Here is a 22,423-nt window from a genome sequence, read left to right as displayed (position 1 = left end):
TACGACTAATACTACTTCTTACGAAGCAGCACTACAGATCCGGTGCGATTAAATGATCGGCCAGCAAGATCAATGAGGTCAGCGGTGAATACGTACGTGCCTTCGGGTTGTTCTTTACCTCTAAACGTTCCGTCCCATCCATTGTCGCGATCGGTAGTAACAAACAACAACTCGCCCCAACGGTTAAAGATGCGCATCTCAAACGATGCGATGTATTGCCCAAAAACTACAAAGGTTTCGTTGGCGACAGGTCCCTGTCCATCCGGGGTGAAGGCTGTCGGGTAAAATAATTTTGGTTCCTTGATCAGGATGATTTCATTGGAGACCGCTTCACCCAGTCCGGCTTCATTCGCAGCTGCTTTTATGATGTACCGGTTTTCCTGATTGAAAGGATCTATGTCTGTATCAATAAAACTGGTTTCGCTGGCATTAACCGTAAAGCTTTGAATTAACGCGCCTTGTCCGTCATACTTTTCAATTCGATATTCATCAACGCCAGTTGCCCAGCCAGTGTACGCGCTCCATGTGAGTGAAGAGAAATTTTCAGCTGTGAGGTTTCCGGTCAATCGAATCGGACAAATCTCAGCTCCCGCAGGTGCTGTATTGTCACACACATCGGTGTAGTTTATTTGGTAGCAAAAACCATTCTCGGTGGCGTACTCGTTATCGATGAATTGGGTAGTTGCGGTTTGTCCAATCAATCCAAAATTTTCTCCATCCGGCTTCCGTAAAATTCGATAATTATTTGTTTGAAAGGCTGGATCTTGTTGCCAGGTTATATCCACACCACTTTGTGTTACAACGGCTGTTGCATTGGTGATGGGTGAGGGAATGTCGGAAGAAAACGCTGTTACGCATTTTTCCAACGAAATGCTTTGGCTGCCATTCGCATAGTTTGATATGAGCTGATAACAATAAGCTGTTTTGCAAACAACAAGATTATCAATATGCGATGTTGACCCTGTGGTTGTAAGCAGAGAGCCATCCCGTTCAACGGTATAGTTGGTAATTCCGGTGGTGTTGGTGATCCAGTTTAATTGGTTCTGATTGTTTTGTGCGGTCGCATCAAAATTAGCGCTGCAAATAATGTTGGAATAATTGGTTGTGTTGTTACACGGATCGTATGCGCCTAACCGGAAGCAATAGTAGTTATCATCGGGACGTAAGTTGGGGACAGAAACCGATGATGTGTTGATTACGGTTTGCGCCAGTTGAAATGTGGCGTTGCTGTTAGTGGCAATTTCAAGCCGGTATTGAATGTTTGGTGCGCTTGTAAAGTTCAGATCAATGCGGTCGGTACTGGTAACGCGTAATTCATCAATGAAAGGAGCCGGTAATGCAGCCAGTGCGGTAAACGGTTGAGTGTTGGAACCGCAGTTATCATCGGCATTTACATCCTTGCCGCGCACCGATATGGTTTTGTTGCCGGAAGTTGCATACGTGTGATTTGCAATGGCGGATACGCCTTTGGGTACCAGTGTTTCCGGACTACCATCATTGAAGTTAATAATATAGCCATCGTAATTGGTATCGGTTACGCGAACCTCCACTTCATTTCCGCTGCATGAAACGATTTCAAAAGCAGGTGGTTTGTTGTCTGTAACTACAATTTGAATTTGATCCGCACCAATACTTTGGTATAGAATGCTTAAGGTATATGTGCCCGGTTGCGTATAGGTGTGCACAAAAGAATTCTGTTGTGCCGTCCCATCGCCCCAATTCATATCACAAGGCTGGCCAGGCGTACATTCATTGGTGGTTGCGAGGTTGGTGTCGAGAATGGTAACAGTTAATGGTGCGCAACCTTTTCGCTCGTCCACCTGAAACCTTCCAAGTTGGCTCACATACTGCGCCTGAAGGAACAACGGAAAAATAAGAAATGCGCCAAGCAGCAACCTTACCATCATGCTATCGGATAATCGCGAATAAACTTCTCAGCATTAACCATATCGTGATGCAGCACACGATCTTCTTCTACAAACGGAATATGATCACGGAAAGTATGTATAAATTCTTCCAGTACGGGTGAAGTTTTCAATGGCCTCCGGAAATGAATGGCTTGTGTTGCGGTTAGTAATTCAATAGCCAGAATGGCATATACGTTATTTACTACCCGGTACGCTTTGGTTGCCGCATTTGCGCCCATACTCACATGGTCTTCCTGTCCGTTGGAAGAAACGATGGAATCAACTGAGGCAGGAGTGCAAAGCTGTTTGTTCTGACTAACCAATGAGGCTGCGGTATATTGTGGAATCATCATGCCCGAGTTAATACCGGGATTGGCCACCAGGTAATTGGGCAGGTTACGTGATCCTGAAATGAGTTGATAGGTTCTGCGTTCGGAAATACTGCCCAATTCAGCAACGGCAATGGCCAGATGATCAAGCGAAAGTGCTAATGGCTGACCATGAAAATTGCCCCCGGAAATGATCAAATCTTCTTCCGGGAAAATCAGCGGATTATCGGTTACGCTGTTTACTTCAGTCAGGATGATTTCTGCAACATGGTTTAGCGCATCCAGACTGGCGCCATGTACCTGCGGAATACACCGGAAGGAGTATGGATCCTGAACGTGTTTTTTTGGTTGCACGATCAGTTCACTTCCCTGCAACAGGTTATAAATCTCTTTCGCCACTTCACCCTGACCCTGTTGGGGCCGGATGTTGTGAACCTGTGGAAAAAACGGTTCGATGCGTCCGTCAAAAGCATCCAGCGACAGAGCGCTGATCAGGTTGCTAAGTTTGAGTAATCGTTTGGCATGAAGCAGGCACCACACTCCGTACGCACTCATAAACTGTGTGCCGTTCAGTAACGCCAATCCTTCTTTTGCCTTGAAATGAATCGGTTGCCAATTCATCTGCCGGTTAATTTGCTTTCCGGATTTCCGTTCACCGTTTACCGTTACTTCACCATCGTCAATCAAGGTAAGCGCCAAATGGGCGAGTGGAGCCAAATCACCCGAAGCACCAAGTGAGCCCATCTCATAGATTACCGGAAAAATGTTATGATTGAAATAATCAGTCAGGCGTTGAACGGTTTGCAACTGAACACCAGAATGACCATAAGAAAGAGACTGCACTTTGAGGAACAACATCAGGCGCACGATCTCTTCAGGCACTTCAGGACCAGCACCACATGCATGCGACTTCACTAAATTTTCCTGCAGCTTTTCAAGCTGATCGGGAGCGATGTAGGTGTTATACAACGAACCAAAACCCGTGTTGATGCCGTATATGGGTTGTGATGTACTCTTGATTTTTTCGTCCAGGTATTCGCGGCAACGAATAATTTTTTGCTGTGCCTCATCCGATAGCTCAAGCGTTAATGGTTGAAAGGCAATCTTATCAAGATCGGACAACGTAAGTTTAGCGGTAGAAATGGAGTGCTTGAGTTTCACGCTGGTTAGGATAAGTGTTGAATGATTTGTTCCGTACTCCATTTTTGCTGCTCACCTGTAGTCATGTTCTTGACAGCAAATGCTCCTGTTTTCAATTCTTCTTCGCCAATAACAATGGTAAACGGTATGCTTTTCTTATTGGCATAATCCAGTTGCTTTTTCAATTTAGAAACTTCCGGATAGATCTCACTGGAAATGCCTTTTTGACGCAGGGCAGTAAGCAGTGCAAGTCCACGTTGTAATGTGGCGTCATCAAAATGACAGATCAACACTTTTGATGAGGCCGTGGCTTCTTCCGGAAACAGGCTGAGTTCATCCATCGCATCGTAAATGCGATCAATGCCAAACGAAATACCCACACCCGATAGCCTTTCTTTTGAACCGAATGCTTGAGTAAGGTTATCATACCTTCCGCCCCCGCTTACGCTGCCAATGGCCACGTTATTGATTTTTACTTCGAAGATGCAACCAGTATAATAACTGAGGCCGCGCGCAAGGGCTACATCAAAATCTACATGATCGGATGACGATTGATAATGACCTAACAGATCAAAAACTGTTTTTAGATCATCAATACCTTTTTGGCCGGAGGCTGAATTGTCAAAAGCGTTTAAAAGTGTATTCAGTTTCTGCTCCGGACTTCCGGAAGTTTTCAGTAGTTCGAAAAGTTTATCCTGTTGTTGTGTCGTAAATCCTTTTTCCGATAATTCCTTCCTGACATTTTCCTCTCCGATTTTTTCAAGCTTATCAATGGCAACAAACAAATCGGTTTCTTTTCCGGTGGCGTTCATGGTTTCGGCAATGCCATTGAGTACACCCCGGTGATTTATTTTGATGATATAATCTTCAATCCGCAGCAGCGCCATCACCTCCGTGATCATCAGAATAATTTCCGCCTCACAGATAAGCGAATCAGTGCCCACCACATCAGCATCGCATTGGTAAAATTCACGGTACCTTCCTTTTTGTGGCCGGTCGGCACGCCATACCGGTTGTATCTGGTAGCGTTTAAAGGGCAATGTTATCTCATGCCGGTTCATCACCACATAGCGCGCGAAAGGAACGGTGAGGTCATAGCGAAGGCCTTTCTCGGATACTTGGTTTCTTATTAATTTAGCATTAACAGTAGCCCCAATAATTGAATATAGTAAGTTGTAGTTTTCGATTAAGTAGTAATTTAAAATATGATCAATTTCCTCTTTTGATCGATTTTCTAAGTTACTAGAATGATCTTTTAAAAATTTCGATATGAATTCTGCTATTTGACGAAGAAAATTTTCATAGGCTAGATGTGAATTAATTAAAAAATCAAAATTATAATAGAGACTTTCCACCATCCTACCCTTAAGAATATTGGTATGGTAGTATTTCTGTAACCACTTGCGAAGAATTTCAGGGTTAGTCAGTTCTTCTTTTTGAGGGTATTCAACAAACTTGTATCTTTCTTCATTTGGGATAGCGAAGAACTCGTAAACTAGATGTTTCAGAGATTGAATTAGATAATGGCTAGCCTTAGCTACAACCACAGAGGAGTCAGCGAAGAATTCTCCGCTATCAAGAACTCGAAATAATAGCTGATCCCCCTCATCCCCATACTTCCCCGTTAAAGTTGACAGGTTTTCCATGGCTGGGGTTTCCAGGGGCTGGAATCCGAACTTTTGAAAAACGGAACGGATGGATTGAAGAATGAAGTTACGCCTGGCCATGGTTTGGGGGCCAAAATCGCGCGTTCCTTTTGGTAATGAAGGTTTTTCCATACGAGGGCAAAGCTAATACGATTGCCGATAGCTAGGGAAAACAGGGGTAATTTTGCACCCAAAATCATAATATTTCAGGTGGGCTTTTGCCCATCTGCCGGAAACCCTTATTTTTGCGCTCCTTTTAACACTAAAAGTCATGGCAGTTACCCGTTTAAAAAGAAAGAACCGTAAAGATAAATCGAAGGCAGCGGTAAGGCGTCAATCGCTGAAAAACCAGAATGCCAAGCCGGTTATCAAGAACGTGGATATCGAAAAAATCAAGGAAGAATTTAAGGCTAAGAAGGCTTAATCTTTCTTTTCTGGTGAAAGACATTATAAACCCTTGCCGTTGGCGAGGGTTTTTTGTTTTGGCGGGTTACCATTCTGAGTTGTATTTGATAAAATTTCAAATTACTTTAAAAGCAGATTAACCACTATGAACGATTTCACCACCTGGTGGGAGGGGCTTAACCTCTCGTTAAAAATTTACTGGGCGCTGGCCATCCCTTTTACCTTATTTTTCTTGTTACAGCTTGTACTCTCGTTTATGGGAGGCGATGTACCGGATGATACTCCGGATGCTGAGGTAGAGGCTGACACCGGAATTGCCTTCCAGTTCTTTACGTTAAAAAACCTGGTCGCTTTCTTTTCCATCTTTGGTTGGACAGGCATCGCGTGTATCGATTCGGGTTTATCGGAAACTACTTCCTTGATTATTGCCCTGGTTGCTGGCCTGATTATGATGACGGTGATGGCATCTATATTTTATTTTCTAGGCAAAGCCAATGCAGACGGTACATTGAAAATGAAAAACGCGTTGGGTGGAGTGGGTGAAGTTTACATGACTATCAAAAGCAAAAGAGGAGGCATTGGCAAGGTTCAGATTAAAATTCAGAACTCCTTGCGTACACTTGATGCCATGACAGATGATGACCAGGATATTCCTACCGGAAAAATCATTACGGTCAAGCAAGTTCTTAATGATTCTATATTGGTTGTAACTGCTAAATAAATTTCCATATAAATGAATGTTTTTATTCTGCCCATTGCTACGCTGGCCGTATTGTTTGTCTTCGTGGTGCTTGTCACGTTTTTCAGACGTTACAAACGTTGTCCTTCCGATCGGATTTTAGTTGTGTATGGTAAGGTTGGTGGTGGTTCTGCCCGGTGTATTCACGGAGGTGCTTCCTTCATCTGGCCGGTTTTTCAGGATTACGCTTTCATGGACCTTACACCAATTTCCATTGAAGTTAACCTAACCAATGCCCTGAGTAAGCAGAACATCCGGGTGGATGTGCCTTCACGTTTTACCGTGGGTATTTCTACTGAGACGGGAATCATGGAGAATGCCGCTGAGCGTTTGCTCGGTTTGCAACGTCAGGATATCCATGCACTTGCGCATGATATCATTGTTGGTCAGATGCGTTTGGTGGTGGCCATGATGGATATTGAAGAAATCAATACCAACCGCGAACAGTTTCTAAGCAACGTATCGCACAACGTGGAGGCGGAATTGAAAAAGATCGGTTTAAAACTGATCAACGTAAACTTCACTGATATCCGTGATGAGAGCGGGTATATCGAAGCGTTGGGTAAAGAAGCCGCTGCAAAGGCGATTAATGAAGCAAAAATTCGCGTGGCTGATCAGGAACGACTTGGTGATATTGGTAAAACCGAAGCTGAGAAAGAGCGCGACATCAAAGTAGCTGAAATGATTCGCGACCGCGATACGCAAGTAGCGGTAACGGTTAAGGATAAGGAGGTATTGATTGCCGGTGCGAAACGCGATGAATCGATCGGTAAGGTAGAAGCAGAACGGGATACCCGTGTTAAGTCAGCCGAAGCAAATGCGGTTGCTGTACAAGGTGAAAACCAGTCGAAGATTGCCATTGCCAATTCCGATTCCGAAAGGAGGGAGCGTGAAGCAGAAGCGTTACGTAAGGCTATTGCAGCTGAAAAAGTTCAATCTGCGAAAGCCCTCGAAGAAGCTTACGTAGCGGAACAACTGGCGGAAAAGGCACGTGCAGAACGAGAACGCGCTTCACAAAATGCAAACATTGTGGTGGCTGCCGAAATTCAGAAGCAAAAGGCCATTATTGAAGCGCAGGCAGAAGCTGAAAAAATTCGTGAGCGTGCAAAAGGTGAGGCTGATGCTATCTTTTTGAAGCAACAGGCAGAGGCCAAGGGTATTTTTGAAATACTAACCAAGCAAGCCGATGGTTTGAAACAGATTGTAAGTGCAGCCGGAAACAATTCAAAAGATGCGGCCATGCTCATCATCGCGGATAAACTTCCGGAATTGGTACGCTTGCAAACAGAGGCTATCAAAAATATTCAGATTGATAAAGTTACTGTATGGGAAGGCGGTCAATCGAAAGATGGTAAAACTTCTACGGCAAACTTTATATCGGGGTTGTATCAATCGGTGCCGCCATTGCATGAGGTGTTTAAAATGGCCGGACTCGACTTGCCAACTTATTTAGGTCAGCAAACCGAGCAGCCAGCAAAAGTCACTCCCCCTGCTGATCCGGATCCAACGCCTCCGGAGAAGAAAAAGTAAAATTCAAACCCACTTCGGTTGCGATCGGAGTGGGTTTTTTATTTCTTGCAGGCCTTAAAAATTTACTACTCAAAGCATGGCGGTTCTGAATCTTGTTTGCTGGAATGTGAATGGCATCCGATCGATTATCAAAAAGGATTTTCTGAAAGATGTAAAGGCCATGGCACCCGATATGCTGTGCCTGCAGGAAACAAAGGCAACGGTTGAAGATGTGAAGAATGTGATGGAGTTGATGCCTGAATATAAGAGCTATGTGAATGCTTCAAAGGCGCGTCAGGGCTATTCAGGTACAGCCATTTTAACCAAGACTGAACCCATTTCCGTAACCTACGACATGGCCATTGAAGAGCACGATCAGGAGGGACGCGTAGTAACAGCAGAGTTTGACAATTTCTTTCTCGTTACTGTGTATACGCCCAATGCAGGCGAAGGATTAAAGCGATTGGAGTACCGCGCCAAGTGGGATGAAGTATTCCGGAATTTTGTTACCGGTTTGAACCGAAGAAAGCCTGTAATCATTTGTGGTGACTTGAATGTGGCTCATCAGGAAATTGATATTGCACGGGCAAAAGAGAATTACAACAAGTCGGCAGGTTATACACAGATAGAGATTGATGGATTTCAAAAGCTATTGGATGCCGGCTTTGTCGATACCTTCCGTCATTTTAATCCAGAAGAAGTAAAGTACACATATTGGAATTACATGTTTAATGCGCGTGCCCGCAATGTAGGCTGGCGTATCGACTATTTTCTTACCAGTACATCTTTGCTTGAAAACGTGAAAAGCACTGCCATCTATAATGAGTATTTCGGATCAGATCACTGCCCGATTGGGTTAACTGTAGATCTTTAGTTCAGAATGTATAGAATCAAAACAGCTGTTGAAAGTAAAATAAAGAGCTTCTGAACTCGCTGATCAGCCCGATAGGCAGACCATGTGGTTGCTGCAGTCAAAGTGAGAAAAAACCCGAAATCAAGCAGTAATCTGCTTTCGTCTTTATTAACAAATTTTAAACAGGGTAAAGGAAAATTGAAAGTTACAGAAAGAAAGTAGGCTACGGATACAATTGTAATGATCAGGTGTATCAACGCAAATATCAATCCTATTTTCTTTGTCATGATTTCTAATGATCACTATTGAATCTGACTCCAATTAGAATTTGAATGAGGTGGTGTGTTGCTGATTGAAACTTTGATTCGCGTCCAACTCCGTTTTCATAATTGTAACGGGCCTCAATAGTGATCGATTTATTGGTTTTCAATGGAAAGTCGTATCCAGCACCCACCATCATACCAAATTGTACATTTTTGAAATCAAAGGGTTTTGAGGTCTTGGTTGTTCCGTTTGTTTCGTTTACTTGAATACGCTGCACATTTGAATTGAAAATTGCTGACACGCTCCACCCAGCTGTAAGAAACAGTGAATTTTTTCTATTGATTTTTTGCTTTAAGATATTCAATGCTTTGAGCTCCGACCAGCTTAATGAAAAACTGTCTGTGTCGTAAAGTAAGCCACCGGATTCGTCAGGTCGAGTTTGGCTGTAAGAGAAGTGACTGAACCGAAGTTCAGGAATAAAAGTAGTTTTAGTATTAAATTTATTGAGTCGATATTCAAGCCCTATTCCGATACTTCCGGTATGATCAATTAATACTTCATTGGTGAATTGTGAAGATTGTGAAAGTCTAAATTTATAAGTACTGTTACTGTATCCAATTGAAAGGTTAATAGAGGGCTTTAATTTCCGCTTGGTGTATTCAGAAATGTAACTTTCAGCATTTACACACTTGTTGTAAGCTATTACAAAATCTGTCAACGATTTTTCGCGAGGTTTCAGTTTGGTTAGTTCATTTTGTAGTTCCTGACAGTCCTGGGTCAGGTAGGTTATTACTCCAATATACTTTTTACTCACGTGTTGAACTGGTTGCCCACCAACAGCTACGATATCACCTTTTGACTCCAGTTTATAGATTTTATTTTCTTTTTCTAAAAAGAAATTTTGATCCTGACTTAGCAAGGTTAAAGTACCTGAAACATGAATTTGAAAGATGGTTCGTTTACTTTCAAAATCCCTTGATACAAATTCACCAAATTCACCCAAGGTAATAACTTGAATTTGTTCGGGTGTGAATATACGCTCACCTGAATTTGACATATAGGATGCCTGCGCTGAGTTTCGGTTATATGCAATTGATCCGCGAAGAGTGTCATTGCTTGTCAGAACTATGTAACCATGCCTACGTTCCTGACCATAAATTTGGAAAGCAATAATGAGAAATAGTACAAGTAAAGATGATTTTGTATAAAGCGAATTGAAAATCATATACGTTCAATTTCTGCCCCCAGCTTTTTTAATCTGCCATCTATATTCTGATATCCCCTGTCAATCTGGTCAATACTTGAAATTTCACTCACACCGTTTGCGGATAACGCTGCAATTAATAAGGCAACCCCTGCACGAATATCGGGTGAAGCCATCTTAATACCCTTCAGTTGTTGCCTCCGGTCAAGGCCGATTACGTTGGCGCGATGCGGATCACATAAAATAATCTGCGCGCCCATGTCGATTAGCTTATCCACGAAGAACAAACGGCTTTCAAACATCTTCTGGTGAATCAATACGGTGCCTTTGGCTTGTGTAGCCACCACCAACACAATGCTGATCAAGTCTGGCGTAAATCCAGGCCAAGGCGCATCAGAAATAGTTAAGATAGAGCCATCTATGAAAGTTTCGATTTCATAATGATCCTGAGCGGGAATGTAAATATCGTCTCCGCGAAATTCCATCTTAATGCCTAATCGTCTGAAGATTTCGGGAATAATGCCCAGCATATCAATCCGGCAATTCTTGATGGTAATTTCAGATTGGGTCATCGCAGCCAAGCCAATAAAACTTCCGATCTCAATCATGTCGGGCAGTAAGGTGTGTTCGGTGCCTTTAAGTTTCTGCACACCTTCAATTATAATCAGGTTTGAGCCAATGCCGCTGATGTTTGCGCCCATGCGGTTCAACATCAGGCAAAGCTGTTGCAAGTAAGGTTCGCAGGCTGCGTTGTAGATGGTTGTTTTGCCTTTCGCCAAAACAGCAGCCATGATGATGTTTGCTGTTCCGGTAACCGAGGCTTCATCCAACAACATGTAGGTACCTTTCAATTCGGAGGCATCAATGTGGAACAAGTGGTCGTCAGCATTGAAGTTGAACCGGGCACCTAGTTTCTGAAATCCAATGAAGTGAGTATCTAGTCTTCTTCTCCCAATTTTGTCGCCACCGGGTTTGGGTATGCTGGCTTTTCCAAAGCGTGCCAAAATCGGACCTAATAACATTACCGAGCCGCGCAATGCAGCTGCCTTGCTACGGTATTCATTGGTTTCAAGAAAATGGGTGTTGATCTTTGCGGCCGTAAAGCGATAAGCGCCTTCATTGAGTTTCTCAACCTTGCAGCCTAAATCGCCAACCAACTCAATGAGTTTGTTTACATCACGTATGTCAGGAATGTTGTGGATGGTTACCGGCTGATCGGTGAGTAATACTGCGCTGATAATTTGAAGGGCTTCGTTCTTGGCGCCTTGTGGTGTTATTTCACCCTTTAGTTTTTTGCCGCCCTTTATTCGGAATATACTCATGTAATCAATTGGCAGTTGACAAGTAACAATTATCAATATTAAAAAAATCTATTGGCAGTTTCATCATTCGCAATTGTCAATTGCAAATTGTTACCTGTTAATTGACTTTAGTCTCTGCGTCTGCGGTTCTTGTTTTTGTTGAATGGCTTCTGGTGGCGGTGCTTACCTCCGCCTCCGTTTCGTTCGCGTTGTTCGCGCTGAACCGGCTGAAGCTGCTTTTTCTCTTTATAGAGTTTTTCAAACAGGTTGTCTTCTCTAACCTTCTCAATGTTTAAGGTCAGTTTCCCTTCCGACATTATTTTAATATCGTTTAGAATCACCGAATCATCCAAGGTTTCTTTGTTCCAGTTTCCGTAGAAGGTCTTCATGAGTTTTCCCAGGTAGATGATGGCATCTTCTTTTTCCTGCGGATCTTCTTTTTTCAAGGCTTCCTTCACCAGCTTTTCAATGTTCTTTCCGTAATGCTTAAAGCGAACTTTGCTTTGCGGATAGTTAACCTTCATGGGTTTCTTGAAGAGAATTTCGCGCTCCGGTACTGGGTAAGGATTGTTTATGTCCAATACGAAATCGGCAATAATGTATAGGTCGTCCCACAAACGTTGCGGATTTTCAGGCTGATCTTTCAGGCTTGGGGTAAGCTGCTTGATCAATTCAATCAGTGTTGTGGCTAATTCTGTGCGTTTATTTTTATCGGGTACACTACGGATGTATTCTACCAAATTTTGAACATTGCGGCCGTATTCCTTCAAAATAATTTGAGGCCGTTGGGTGTTGTATTCTGCTATCATGTACTTGGATTTTATGCAGGTTATGTAAAACCTGGCTTAATTATGTATTCTGAGTTTGGCAAAGCTAAGTAATAAGGTCTTTTCACCAAAATCATCAAACTGTATTTTCGCCTTCCGGTCGGCCCCGGTATTATCCATTTTAACTACTGTTCCAAAGCCAAATTTGGGGTGTTCTACCTTCATTCCTTCCTCTAAAATTGAGGTGTCACTTGGGGTAAAATCGGCTGGCACTTTGTAATTGGTTGCGGCCGGCTTGGGTGTGGAGGTTGTCTGGGTTCTCTTTATTCCATTTACCAGCGATTTGGCATAATTGCCTGACGGACGCGGTGAAGATTCAAGTCCTCCGAATTTCGTGCTTACTTTTATAAAGCGCTGATCCAGGTCATCAATAAAACGACTGGGCTCACAATTCTTCAATCGGCCAAAGCGATAGCGGGTAAGGGCGTAAGAGAGAAAGAGCCTATCCTGTGCGCGGGTTATGGCCACATAAAAAAGTCTTCGCTCTTCTTCCAGGTCGGCACGACTGCTCAACATCATCTGTGATGGGAACAAATCCTCCTCCAGTCCAACGATGTACACGTATTTAAACTCAAGCCCCTTGGCCATATGAATGGTCATCAGGGTAACTTTATCCGGATCTTTGTCTTTGTCTTCATCCTGCCCGGTAACGAGCGATACTTCCTGAAGAAATGCACTTAATGACTTATCGACTTTTTCAGGATCATCCACATACTCTTTAATCGCGTTGAGCAATTCCTGAACGTTTTCGTAACGACTTAGGCCCTCAACGGTTTTATCTTCATAGAGTTCGCGCAACAATCCGGAACCTTTTGCAATTTCAAAGGCCGCATCGTAAGCATCTTTGCGTTCAATCTCCAGGCTGAATCGCTTGATCAGCGTAACAAAATCATCAATGGCACCTGAAGCTCTTCCACCCACAAAGCTGCCGGCATTTTGAAGGGCTTCCCAGATAGTAATGCCATGATCGTTGGCTGCGACAATCAATTTATCAACCGTAGTATCGCCAATGCCGCGCTTGGGTAGATTTATTATTCTTCTGAAAGAAGCCTCATCATTTTGATTGATGGCGAAACGCAGGTAAGCGAGCAGGTCTTTGATTTCTTTTCGTTGGTAGAATGAAAGGCCACCCACTACTTTGTATTTGATGTTCATTCTGCGCAAGGCTTCTTCTATTGCCCGCGACTGACTGTTGGTTCGGTACAGAATAACAAAGTCGCTGAACTTAAGCTGGTGCTGCATCTTTTCTTCGAAGATCGAAGAGGCCACCAGTCGGCCTTCTTCATTATCCGATACTGCCTTGATTAATTCAATCAGCCTTCCTTCTTCGTTGCTTGTCCAAACATTTTTTGGAAGTTGCGCGCTATTTTTTCGAATAACAGAGTTCGCTGCCTCTACAATGGTTTGCGTGGAGCGGTAGTTTTGTTCGAGTTTGAAAATTTTAAGATCGGTATAATCGCGCTCGAAGTTCAGGATGTTGGTGATGTCGGCACCACGAAAGGCGTAAATGCTTTGCGCATCATCGCCCACCACACAAATGTTTTCGCGTACCGAACAAAGTTTACGGATGATGAAATACTGGCACAGGTTGGTGTCCTGAAACTCATCAACCAATACGTATTGTATACGATGCTGGTATTTGTTCAATACCTCCAGGTGCTCCTTGAAAAGCTTATCGGTGTTGAACAGCAGGTCATCAAAATCCATGGCGCCCGCCTTGAAGCAACGCAAGGCATAGGCTTTATAGATGTTGCCCATCTCCGGGCGCATGTTTGAAGCATCATCGCTGCGCAATTCGGGATTCGCCAGGTATTCCTGCCAGCTGATCAATCGGTTTTTGGCAGCTGAAATGCGGTTGTATACTACATTGGGTTTATAGGTGGCCTCGTCAAGCCCCATCTCCTTTACGATATTTTTAAGGAGCGTTTTGGAGTCATCCGTATCGTAAATAGTAAAGCTGTTCGGATAGCCCAGTAAGTGCGCTTCTGCGCGAAGGATGCGGGCGAAAACCGAGTGGAAGGTTCCCATCCACAGGTTGCGGGCATCAGGTCCAACAACGGTTTCAATGCGGTCGCGCATTTCTTTTGCGGCCTTGTTGGTGAAGGTAAGCGCCATGATGCTGAACGAGTCAACACCTTTGTCTTTAATCAGGTGTGCAATCCGGTAGGTAAGTACCCGGGTTTTTCCGGAGCCGGCACCCGCTATAATCATGGTGGGGCCTTCTGTGTTGATTACCGCCTCACGTTGCGCTTCATTCAGTTGATCCAGGTAATTCATATCCGTGCGCAAATTAAGATTTGCGTTGCAGCTTTAAGGTGCCCATTTTGAATTTTTGTGAAGTTTTATTGAATTTTTTCTGTGAGGCGGTCTACCTTTGTTAAACCCTTCGAACTTGTTACTGCAAACCTCTTCAACTCCTTTAATCAATGACGGTTTCACCATAACGGCAGCGGAGCCATGGTTTAAAGTAAAGGTTCAACTCATCCAGCAATATTTACGATCATTTGTTACGCACTGTGCAGATAAATCAGATGAGATTATTGTGGTGGATTTGTTTGCCGGTAGCGGTTTGTACTCCTTAGGTTATCAACGCGAATTGTTTGCCGGCTCTTGCCTGGGTTCATTGAGTGATGAACTGCCGATTTCAAAATGGATTTTTTGCGAACGTGATCCCGAGTCTGTCAAGGCGCTGAAGATTCGTGTAAACCGGTATTTCAAGGGGAAGCATGTGCTGATTTTCGATGATGCTATCGATCGGTTACCCGAAAAGCTACAGTACTACATTCCGGTTTCAAAGCGTGGTTTTCGGGTGAGCGTGCTTTGTATCCTCGATCCATTTTCGATTGATATTCCTTTTTCTTTGCTGGATAAATTGCAATCGCTTGGTTTGAGTTTTATTATTCCCTTCACGTTTAGTTTGAACGAGCGTCATAATTATCAGTTTTACCTGCATGAGCATCGCGAAAAGCTGAAGCGCTTTTTAGGAGAGTTTACCGACTTAACCCGGTTGGATGACGTGAAAAGCAACCTGGAGTTTTACAAGCGGGTGGTGCGCACCCTGCGCAACAATTTGTTGATGCTGGGGTTCAACAGCTCCTTATCCGTACAACGATTGGATTCCGGATTGATGGAATTGCCGATTTATTATATGGGTGTGTTCTCTAAAACACTTCCTGCCCGTGTTATTCAGCGCGAAGTAGAAGAAACCCTGCACAATCAATTTACCTTGTTTGATAAGGTGTGATTTAGTACCGCTAGTTTCACGCAAAACCCGCAAAGTCAAATGCCGCGCAAAGTCCGCAAAGTGAAACTCAGCATCTTTTTTGCGTACTTTGCGTAATTCTTTGCGATTTCTTTGCGTGAAAATGATTGATCTGGTAGATCCAATTTTTTATAAAGTTGATAAAGTGGGATTAGGAAAGAATGCTTTATGTTTACGTTTCGACAGACTCAACGTAAAAGTATGATACTATTGTAACATAATTAATTCAGGTTTATATGATTCAGGTTGGTGAAGTTTTGGTTTCCGATGATATAAAAGAAAAGGAGTTTGTCTGCAATCTTGAAAAATGCAAGGGCGCATGCTGTGTGGAGGGCGATTATGGCGCGCCATTGGAAGATGACGAACTTGACATCCTGAAGAAAATTTATCCGAAAGTAAAGCCATACCTGACAAAGGAAGGCATCAAAGCCATTGAAGAGCAGGGTACCCACGTGCTGGATGATGATGGCGATTTTTCAACACCCACCATTGGCGGAAAGGAATGTGCCTACGCCATTTATGATGATAAGGGAGTATTGAAGTGCGGCATTGAACAAGCCTATTACGATGGGAAAATAAAATGGAAGAAACCGATTTCCTGTCATTTATACCCGATACGAATCACCAAAAAGAAAGGCTTTGAAGCAGTGAACTACCACAAGTGGAGCATCTGTTCACCAGCTTGTGCCTTGGGCAAGGAATTGCAGGTGCCACTTTATAAGTTTTTGAAAGAAGCGCTGGTCCGTAAATATGGACAACCGTGGTATGATGAGTTGGTGAAAGTTATTGAGGGTTAGGATTTAGGTATCTACACCGACACCCAAGTCCCAACACCCCGAATGCTTACTTTAAATCTGAAAAATCGAAATTCGTTTCCAGGAATTTAGTAGTGAACTTACCTGAACGGAAAGTTGGGTTGTCCATCAACTTAATATGGAAAGGAATGGTTGTTTTAATTCCTTCAATCACAAACTCCTGTAACGCACGCTTCATACGGGTAATCACTTCTTCACGCGATTGACCACTTACAATCAGCTTGGCAATCATCGAATCGTAGTTAGGCGGAATGGTGTAACCCGCATACACGTGGCTATCAATACGAACGCCATGGCCACCGGGCATGTGCAGGTTGGTAATTTTACCAGGCGAAGGACGGAAACCGTTTGCCGGATCTTCCGCATTAATGCGGCATTCCATCGAAAATAAATTCGGGAAGTAGTTTTTACCGGAGATCGGAACACCGGCAGCAACCTTTATTTGTTCTTTTATTAAGTCGTAATCGGTTACTTCTTCAGTAATCGGGTGTTCAACCTGAATACGCGTGTTCATTTCCATGAAGTAGAACTTGCCGTGCTTATCCACCAAAAATTCAATGGTACCCGCACCTTCGTAGTTGATGGCCTGTGCACCCTTAATGGCCGCTTCACCCATTTGTTCACGCAATTCCTGACTCACAATTGGAGAGGGCGTTTCTTCTACCAATTTCTGATGCCTGCGCTGAATGGAGCAATCGCGTTCAGAGAGGTGACATACCTTTCCGTATTGGTCACCTACAATTTGTATTTCAATGTGGCGTGGTTCTTCTACAAACTTTTCAAGATACAGACCATCGTTACCAAAGGCTGCACCGGCTTCGCGTTTGGCATCATCCCAGGCTTTTTGAAACTCACTTTCATCGTTGATGATGCGCATGCCTTTACCACCACCTCCGGCAGTTGCTTTTACAATTACCGGATACCCAATTTCTTTCGCGAGTTTTTTACCTTCTTCCAAAGAACTCAACAAGCCATCTGAACCTGGAATGGTGGGTACTCCGGCTTTCTTCATGGTGTCCTTAGCCGTAGACTTATCACCCATGGCTTCAATCATAGCCGGTGTTGGGCCAATAAATTTTATTCCATATTCATGGCAGATGGAGGAGAACTCCGAACGCTCCGACAAAAATCCGTAGCCCGGATGAATCGCATCGGCACCGGTAATTTCGGCAGCCGAAATAATGCGTGGAATATTCAGGTATGAATCTTTACTCGGTGCTGAACCAATGCACACGGCCTCATCAGCAAAACGAACATGCAGGCTTTCACGATCCGCAGTTGAATAGACAGCAACGGTTTTAATGCCCATCTCTTTGCAGGTACGAATTACACGCAGGGCAATTTCTCCTCGGTTAGCGATTAATATTTTTTTGAACATAGTTCTGATTTTAGATTTTTGATTTACGATTTAAGATTTTGATTTTACCCGAATGGCTTCAGGTAAATCAAATATCCCAAATCTAAAATCTTAAATGTGCCTTAATCGGGTTCAACTACGAACAACACCTGATCGTATTCTACCGGTGAAGCGTTCTCCACATTTACTTTTACAAGGGTACCCGATACTTCCGATTCAATTTCGTTGAAGAGTTTCATTGCTTCAATGATGCAAAGGGTTTGACCTTTGGTCACTTTATCGCCAACTGAAACAAACGGAGGTTGATCGGGGTTTCCGGAGCGATAGAAGGTTCCGATCATAGGTGATTTAATGTCAACCGTTTTCTTTCCTGATGTTGCCTCTGCTGCCGGTGCAGCTTTTTGCTGAGGCGCTGCAGTTTGCGCTGCAGGTTGTGGTTGGGCGGTTTGTGCAACTGCCTGAACCGGTGCAGCCATTACGGGTGCTGCAGATTTTAATACTTTTTGATCTGGTTCACGTTTGATGTGAAGCTTCAGCTCACCGGTTTCAATGTTTACTTCGTTTAATCCGGTTTTGGAAATGAAGTCGATAAGGTCTCTGATTTCTGAAGTTTTCATATTCGTAGGGTTGGCGGAACTTGCTGTCGGGGCAGGTCTGGTTCCGGTTTTGGGTGATTTAGATGTTTTGGTTTTGGCCATGATTCACAATATTATTTTACCCGTTCAATATAAGCACCTGTTTTGGTATCAATTTTAACATTATCACCGGTGTTGATGAATAAAGGTACTCGTATTTCAACACCATTTTCAAGTGTAGCCGCTTTTAGTGTTCGGGTGGCTGTATCGCCTTGCAACCCCGGCTCTGTATACTGAATTTCCATCACTACGTTAGGCGGAGCTTCGGCAGAAATAGGGGAAGTTCCGTTTTCGAAAACAATGAGTATGGTTACACCCTCTTTAATGTAGTTTACTGAATCGCCTAATAACGCTTTGTCCAGATAGATCTGATCAAAAGTTTGATTGTCCATACACACCAGGCTTTCACCTTCGGCATACAGGTATTGATATTCTTTTGTTTCAACGCGAAGCAAGTCAACTTCATCACTCGGACGGAAACGGTTCTCAGCAATTTTTCCGTTTCGGATGTTTCTCATTTTTACCTGATAAAAAGCGCGCAGGTTTCCGGGTGTGCGGTGCTGAAGTTCTTCAACCTGAAGAATTTCACCGTTGTAGCGCACATAGTTTCCGCGGCTTAAATCTGAAATAGTTGCCATAGCTTAAAGTAGTTCTAAAGTTATAAATCCTGTTTAATTCTGCTGATTATTATTAAGCGTTGTATGCCCATTTTACATAAACGGCACCCCATGTAAAGCCACCTCCAAAGGCCGCCAATATCAGGTTGTCGCCTTTTTTGAGTTTCTTCTCATAATCCCACAACAACAAGGGAATGGTACCAGCCGTGGTGTTTCCGTACTTTTCAATATTCATCATTACTTTATCTTCGGTAACACCCATCCGGTTAGCCGTGGCATCGATAATTCGCTTGTTTGCCTGGTGTGGTACCAGCCAGGCTACATCTTCACTTTTCAGATTATTTTTTACCATGATCTGTGCCGATACATCCGCCATGTTGGTTACGGCAAACTTAAACACAGCCGAACCTTCCTGGAATACAAAATGCTGTCGGGCATCTACCGATTCATGCGAAGCGGGAATGCGGCTTCCACCGGCTTTCATATGCAGGTAATTGGCTCCTGATCCGTCACTCTTGTGGATGGAATCCATTACGCCCACTTCTTCGGTTGTTGGCTCAAGCAATACAGCCCCCGCGCCATCGCCAAAAATGATGCATGTGGTACGATCCTGGTAGTTGATGATAGACGACATTTTGTCGCCACCAATTACTACCACTTTTTTATAGACGCCCGATTCAACAAATTTGGCACCTGTGGTGAGGGCATAAATAAAACCTGAACAGGCCGCACTGATATCGTAGCTGAAGGCGTTAGTTGCTCCGATTTGATCAGCCACCAGGTTTGCCGTTGCAGGAAAGGGCATATCGGGAGTAACCGTAGCAAAAATGATCAGGTCAATTTCTTTCGGATCGGTTTTGGTTTTGCGCAGCAACTCTTCCACGGCCTTTGTGCCCATGTACGATGTGCCGAGTCCTTCACCTTTAAGGATTCTTCGTTCTTTAATTCCTGTTCGTGAGGTGATCCATTCATCGTTGGTGTCCACCATGGTTTCCAACTCGTGATTGGTGAGAATGTAGTCGGGAACATAACCGCCTACGCCAGTAATGGCTGCCCGGATTTTTGTCATGAGCGTTTCAGATAGGGTATAAAATACAAAACCTGTAAAAAGAAAAAGCCCGACTTGCATCGAGCGTTTTGTAACGTGTTAAGCATCAGGCGCTTCGATAAACCGTAAAACGGTTGTTCCGATTGGCCGTGATGGAGACGCATTAAGCCAGCACTTCGTTTTCCATTACCACTTTACCGTTGTAGTAAAGTTTGCCTTCGTGCCAAAATGCACGGTGCGGCAAATGGTGTTCACCTGTTGTAGGGCATACTACCAGTTCTTTCGCTGTTGCCTTGTAATGCGTTCTTCTTTTATCTCTTCGCGTTTTCGAGGTTTTTCGTTTCGGATTCGGCATAACTATTTGTTTTTATTCAAGTTCTTTAATTTTTCCCACCGGGGGTCTGTTTCTTCATTGCTGGGTTCTTCCGTTTCAGAGGTGTAGATAATTCTGCCCTCTTCATCACCTTCTTCTTCGTCCTCCTCACTCGCAAAGCGCGGATGAAGCTTCTTCATCGGAATCGCCAGGCTAATAAACTCGTACATATACTGCCCGAGTTCAAGGCTTACCGTGTTGAAGTCGATGATGACAATCTCATCGGTAACCTCAGCAACCTCATGACCAAACTTGAAGATTATTCGCTTATCAATTGAAACGGGATAATCGAATACTTCCAGGCTTCGGTCACAAACCAATTTTACCGTTCCGTTCAGGTCAAAATGTGCTTCAATGAAGGTTTCGCGCTTATCCAGGGTAATTTTCGCCTTAAAAGCACCGGCCGACACCAGGTCAGCTCCGTACTGGCCAAAAAACTCATCACCGAATTCATACTCAAAATGGTGAATGTTGTTGCTTAACCCTTGAATATTAACACGATACGCCTCCAAAGAACAAGCCCTTGCGGGTTTTAAAATTGGTCGGCAAATTTAGGAGAATTAATCAGAATATAAAAGAAAGGCCATTTTTGGGCGATTTTAGCTATAGCAGCTGGCTTATAGCCAAAGCCTTAAACTCCTCCCGGCTTTTCTTGCCGTAATGCTCAACAAAGTAGTCTATAACGTTTTTACGGAAGCCTAACTTAATGGCCACGTTTTTACAGAACAGAATTTCACTGTCGAAAATATTGTGATCGGCAAATACAAGCTCAATGATGGCATACAGGTAATCGAACTTCTGATCGTGAGAAAGTGCGCCTAGCGATTCAATGGGCTCCGGGTTTCTGATCAGGGCAGTAACGGATTCTTCGGGAAAGTTTTTGTCCTTGGCAATTCTGAATATCATGTCACGCTCGGCACGTGCAAAATGCTTATCTGCTTCAGCAAGCTGTATTAAAATATTGATGAGCTTTTTGGTTACAATATCCATAGGTCTTTCGAGAGACAGCCAAAGATAGAAAATTAATGATCTTTTAAGGTTATGAATCAGTCGCTTCGCTTAAAAAATCATTACACGTTGTGTTTTATTCTTTGATCAGTTCTCTTCGGGCTTCTACAATATCAACTGCAGTGTAAAGCGATTGACGTAATGAACCTTCTTGCGCTAAATTTTTTCCGGCAATTGAATATCCTGTTCCATGATCGGGAGAAGTGCGCACAATTGATAGACCTGCTGTAAAATTCACTCCGGTTTCGAAGGCTAAAAGCTTGAACGGTACCAATCCCTGATCGTGATACATGGCCAGGATGGCATCATACTTGGCATAATTTCCGGAAGCAAAAAATCCATCGGCAGGGAATGGCCCTGAAACTAGTTTTCCTTTGTTTTTCCAATCCTGTATTACGGGTTTAATGAGTTGATCGTCTTCTGTTCCGATTACACCACCATCACCAGCATGCGGATTTAAACCAAGTACAGCAATTTTGGGTTTGGTAATTCCAAAGTCTTTTCGAAGACTTTGCTCTAACACGTTTAGTTTCTTATTCAGCAACTCAGTGGTAATTGTACCGGCAATATCTTTTACCGCAATGTGTTCAGTAACAAGTCCAACGCGTAGCTTTTCGCTCACCATCATCATTACAAAATCTTTTGTGTTAAATGCGTTGGCGAGATATTCGGTATGTCCGCGATATGGAAACTCTTCACTGGCAATCGTGTTTTTATCTATCGGAGCAGTGACCAGCGCATCCAACATATCTTCTTTTAAATCTTGAGTAGCTTGTTTCAATGCGAGCCACGCAGCCTTGCCCGTTTCCTTTGAAGGTTTGCCAGGGTTTATTTCAATCACATCTTCCCAGCAGTTTACTACATTGATGGTTTTAGGGATGTACTGCCCACGTGTTTTCGCATGACCGTAGTTGAATTCTTCCAGGTTCAATTGTTTTTTATAAAACGATAATGCACGGGTTGAGCCGTAAATCACCGGGGTAATCAGGTTTAATAAGCGGTTGTCCTGTAGTGCCTTCATCACAACTTCAGGCCCAACGCCATTCAGGTCGCCAAGTGTAATGCCTATACGTGGTTTCTGCTGCTGACTCATACGTAAAAATTAATTGGCTATTTACTTAAAAATATGGTGGGTTACAATGTTGGTGGTTGTCGGTTAAAACCTCAACACGACTTTGTACTTT

The 22,423-nt window shown here is 43.5% G+C and carries 21 protein-coding genes; 6 read left to right on the top strand and 15 right to left on the bottom strand.

Annotated elements, in window-relative coordinates; translation table 11 throughout:
- Positions 1-11: 11 nt before the first annotated feature.
- The 3 genes from QY309_11555 to hisS are packed head-to-tail and all read right to left on the bottom strand — an operon-like array spanning position 12 to position 5,154.
- Positions 12-1,907 (bottom strand): gliding motility-associated C-terminal domain-containing protein, encoded by a 1,896-nt coding sequence (locus QY309_11555; protein WKZ58503.1) that lies wholly within the window; start codon positions 1,905-1,907, stop codon positions 12-14.
- Positions 1,904-3,439 carry a histidine ammonia-lyase gene (gene hutH / locus QY309_11550; GenBank protein ID WKZ58502.1) on the bottom strand — a complete coding sequence of 512 codons (1,536 nt, stop codon included), beginning with the start codon at positions 3,437-3,439 and terminating at the stop codon, positions 1,904-1,906. Before hutH ends, QY309_11555 begins: the two co-directional genes overlap by 4 nt.
- Positions 3,403-5,154: a histidine--tRNA ligase gene (gene hisS, locus QY309_11545; protein ID WKZ58501.1), complete on the bottom strand. Its 1,752-nt coding sequence runs from the start codon at positions 5,152-5,154 to the stop codon at positions 3,403-3,405. The genes hutH and hisS overlap by 37 nt, the downstream gene beginning before the upstream one ends.
- Positions 5,155-5,293: 139 nt before the next feature.
- Between hisS and QY309_11540 the strand changes: the two genes are divergently transcribed.
- The 4 genes from QY309_11540 to QY309_11525 all read left to right on the top strand — a co-directional run bounded on the left by QY309_11540 (position 5,294) and on the right by QY309_11525 (position 8,549).
- The gene (locus tag QY309_11540; GenBank protein ID WKZ58500.1) at positions 5,294-5,446 is read left to right on the top strand and encodes a hypothetical protein; all 153 of its coding nucleotides are present in this window, start codon (positions 5,294-5,296) and stop codon (positions 5,444-5,446) included.
- Between the two features lie 126 nt (positions 5,447-5,572).
- Positions 5,573-6,148, top strand: a complete 576-nt coding sequence (locus QY309_11535) for a hypothetical protein (protein WKZ58499.1) — start codon at positions 5,573-5,575, stop codon at positions 6,146-6,148.
- A gap of 12 nt (positions 6,149-6,160) precedes the next feature.
- Positions 6,161-7,696: an SPFH domain-containing protein gene (locus QY309_11530; protein ID WKZ58498.1), complete on the top strand. Its 1,536-nt coding sequence runs from the start codon at positions 6,161-6,163 to the stop codon at positions 7,694-7,696.
- A 76-nt stretch (positions 7,697-7,772) separates the two neighbouring features.
- Positions 7,773-8,549 carry an exodeoxyribonuclease III gene (locus tag QY309_11525; protein ID WKZ58497.1) on the top strand — a complete coding sequence of 259 codons (777 nt, stop codon included), beginning with the start codon at positions 7,773-7,775 and terminating at the stop codon, positions 8,547-8,549.
- Positions 8,550-8,820: 271 nt separating this feature from the next.
- On the opposite strand, the gene QY309_11520 is transcribed toward QY309_11525, so the two are convergent.
- From QY309_11520 to QY309_11505, 4 genes are all read right to left on the bottom strand, one after another.
- Positions 8,821-9,849, bottom strand: coding sequence for an outer membrane beta-barrel protein (locus QY309_11520; GenBank protein ID WKZ58496.1), 1,029 nt, complete (start codon positions 9,847-9,849; stop codon positions 8,821-8,823).
- 164 nt (positions 9,850-10,013) lie between these two features.
- A complete protein-coding gene (murA, locus tag QY309_11515) occupies positions 10,014-11,318 on the bottom strand; it encodes a UDP-N-acetylglucosamine 1-carboxyvinyltransferase (GenBank protein ID WKZ58495.1) in 1,305 nt (434 codons plus the stop codon).
- Positions 11,319-11,425: 107 nt separating this feature from the next.
- Positions 11,426-12,106 carry a DUF4290 domain-containing protein gene (locus QY309_11510; GenBank protein WKZ58494.1) on the bottom strand — a complete coding sequence of 227 codons (681 nt, stop codon included), beginning with the start codon at positions 12,104-12,106 and terminating at the stop codon, positions 11,426-11,428.
- Between the two features lie 36 nt (positions 12,107-12,142).
- Positions 12,143-14,401 (bottom strand): 3'-5' exonuclease, encoded by a 2,259-nt coding sequence (locus QY309_11505; protein ID WKZ58493.1) that lies wholly within the window; start codon positions 14,399-14,401, stop codon positions 12,143-12,145.
- 115 nt (positions 14,402-14,516) lie between these two features.
- On the opposite strand from QY309_11505, the gene tcmP reads away from it, so the two are divergent.
- Both tcmP and QY309_11495 read left to right on the top strand, forming a co-directional pair.
- Positions 14,517-15,368 carry a three-Cys-motif partner protein TcmP gene (gene tcmP / locus QY309_11500; protein WKZ58492.1) on the top strand — a complete coding sequence of 284 codons (852 nt, stop codon included), beginning with the start codon at positions 14,517-14,519 and terminating at the stop codon, positions 15,366-15,368.
- Positions 15,369-15,622: 254 nt separating this feature from the next.
- A complete protein-coding gene (locus QY309_11495; GenBank protein WKZ58491.1) occupies positions 15,623-16,183 on the top strand; it encodes a DUF3109 family protein in 561 nt (186 codons plus the stop codon).
- Between the two features lie 46 nt (positions 16,184-16,229).
- Here QY309_11495 and accC read toward each other — a convergent pair whose 3' ends face one another.
- The 8 genes from accC to pdxA all read right to left on the bottom strand — a co-directional run bounded on the left by accC (position 16,230) and on the right by pdxA (position 22,332).
- Positions 16,230-17,579, bottom strand: a complete 1,350-nt coding sequence (gene accC / locus QY309_11490) for an acetyl-CoA carboxylase biotin carboxylase subunit (GenBank protein WKZ58490.1) — start codon at positions 17,577-17,579, stop codon at positions 16,230-16,232.
- Positions 17,580-17,680: 101 nt separating this feature from the next.
- Complete coding sequence (accB, locus tag QY309_11485) at positions 17,681-18,175, bottom strand: acetyl-CoA carboxylase biotin carboxyl carrier protein (protein ID WKZ58489.1); 495 nt, start codon at positions 18,173-18,175, stop codon at positions 17,681-17,683.
- 92 nt (positions 18,176-18,267) lie between these two features.
- A complete protein-coding gene (gene efp, locus QY309_11480) occupies positions 18,268-18,831 on the bottom strand; it encodes an elongation factor P (protein WKZ58488.1) in 564 nt (187 codons plus the stop codon).
- A gap of 52 nt (positions 18,832-18,883) precedes the next feature.
- Positions 18,884-19,879 (bottom strand): beta-ketoacyl-ACP synthase III, encoded by a 996-nt coding sequence (locus tag QY309_11475; GenBank protein WKZ58487.1) that lies wholly within the window; start codon positions 19,877-19,879, stop codon positions 18,884-18,886.
- A gap of 142 nt (positions 19,880-20,021) precedes the next feature.
- The gene (gene rpmF / locus QY309_11470) at positions 20,022-20,213 is read right to left on the bottom strand and encodes a 50S ribosomal protein L32 (protein WKZ58486.1); all 192 of its coding nucleotides are present in this window, start codon (positions 20,211-20,213) and stop codon (positions 20,022-20,024) included.
- Between the two features lie 2 nt (positions 20,214-20,215).
- A complete protein-coding gene (locus QY309_11465; protein WKZ58485.1) occupies positions 20,216-20,743 on the bottom strand; it encodes a DUF177 domain-containing protein in 528 nt (175 codons plus the stop codon).
- A gap of 91 nt (positions 20,744-20,834) precedes the next feature.
- Positions 20,835-21,221 (bottom strand): TerB family tellurite resistance protein, encoded by a 387-nt coding sequence (locus QY309_11460; protein WKZ58484.1) that lies wholly within the window; start codon positions 21,219-21,221, stop codon positions 20,835-20,837.
- A 94-nt stretch (positions 21,222-21,315) separates the two neighbouring features.
- Positions 21,316-22,332, bottom strand: coding sequence for a 4-hydroxythreonine-4-phosphate dehydrogenase PdxA (pdxA, locus tag QY309_11455; protein WKZ58483.1), 1,017 nt, complete (start codon positions 22,330-22,332; stop codon positions 21,316-21,318).
- Between the last annotated feature and the right edge of the window lie 91 nt (positions 22,333-22,423).

It is taken from the genome of Cyclobacteriaceae bacterium, assembly GCA_030584025.1.
In the GTDB taxonomy this organism is placed as follows: Bacteria; Bacteroidota; Bacteroidia; order Cytophagales; family Cyclobacteriaceae; genus UBA2336.
This window is presented reverse-complemented; position numbering and strand designations above follow the sequence as displayed.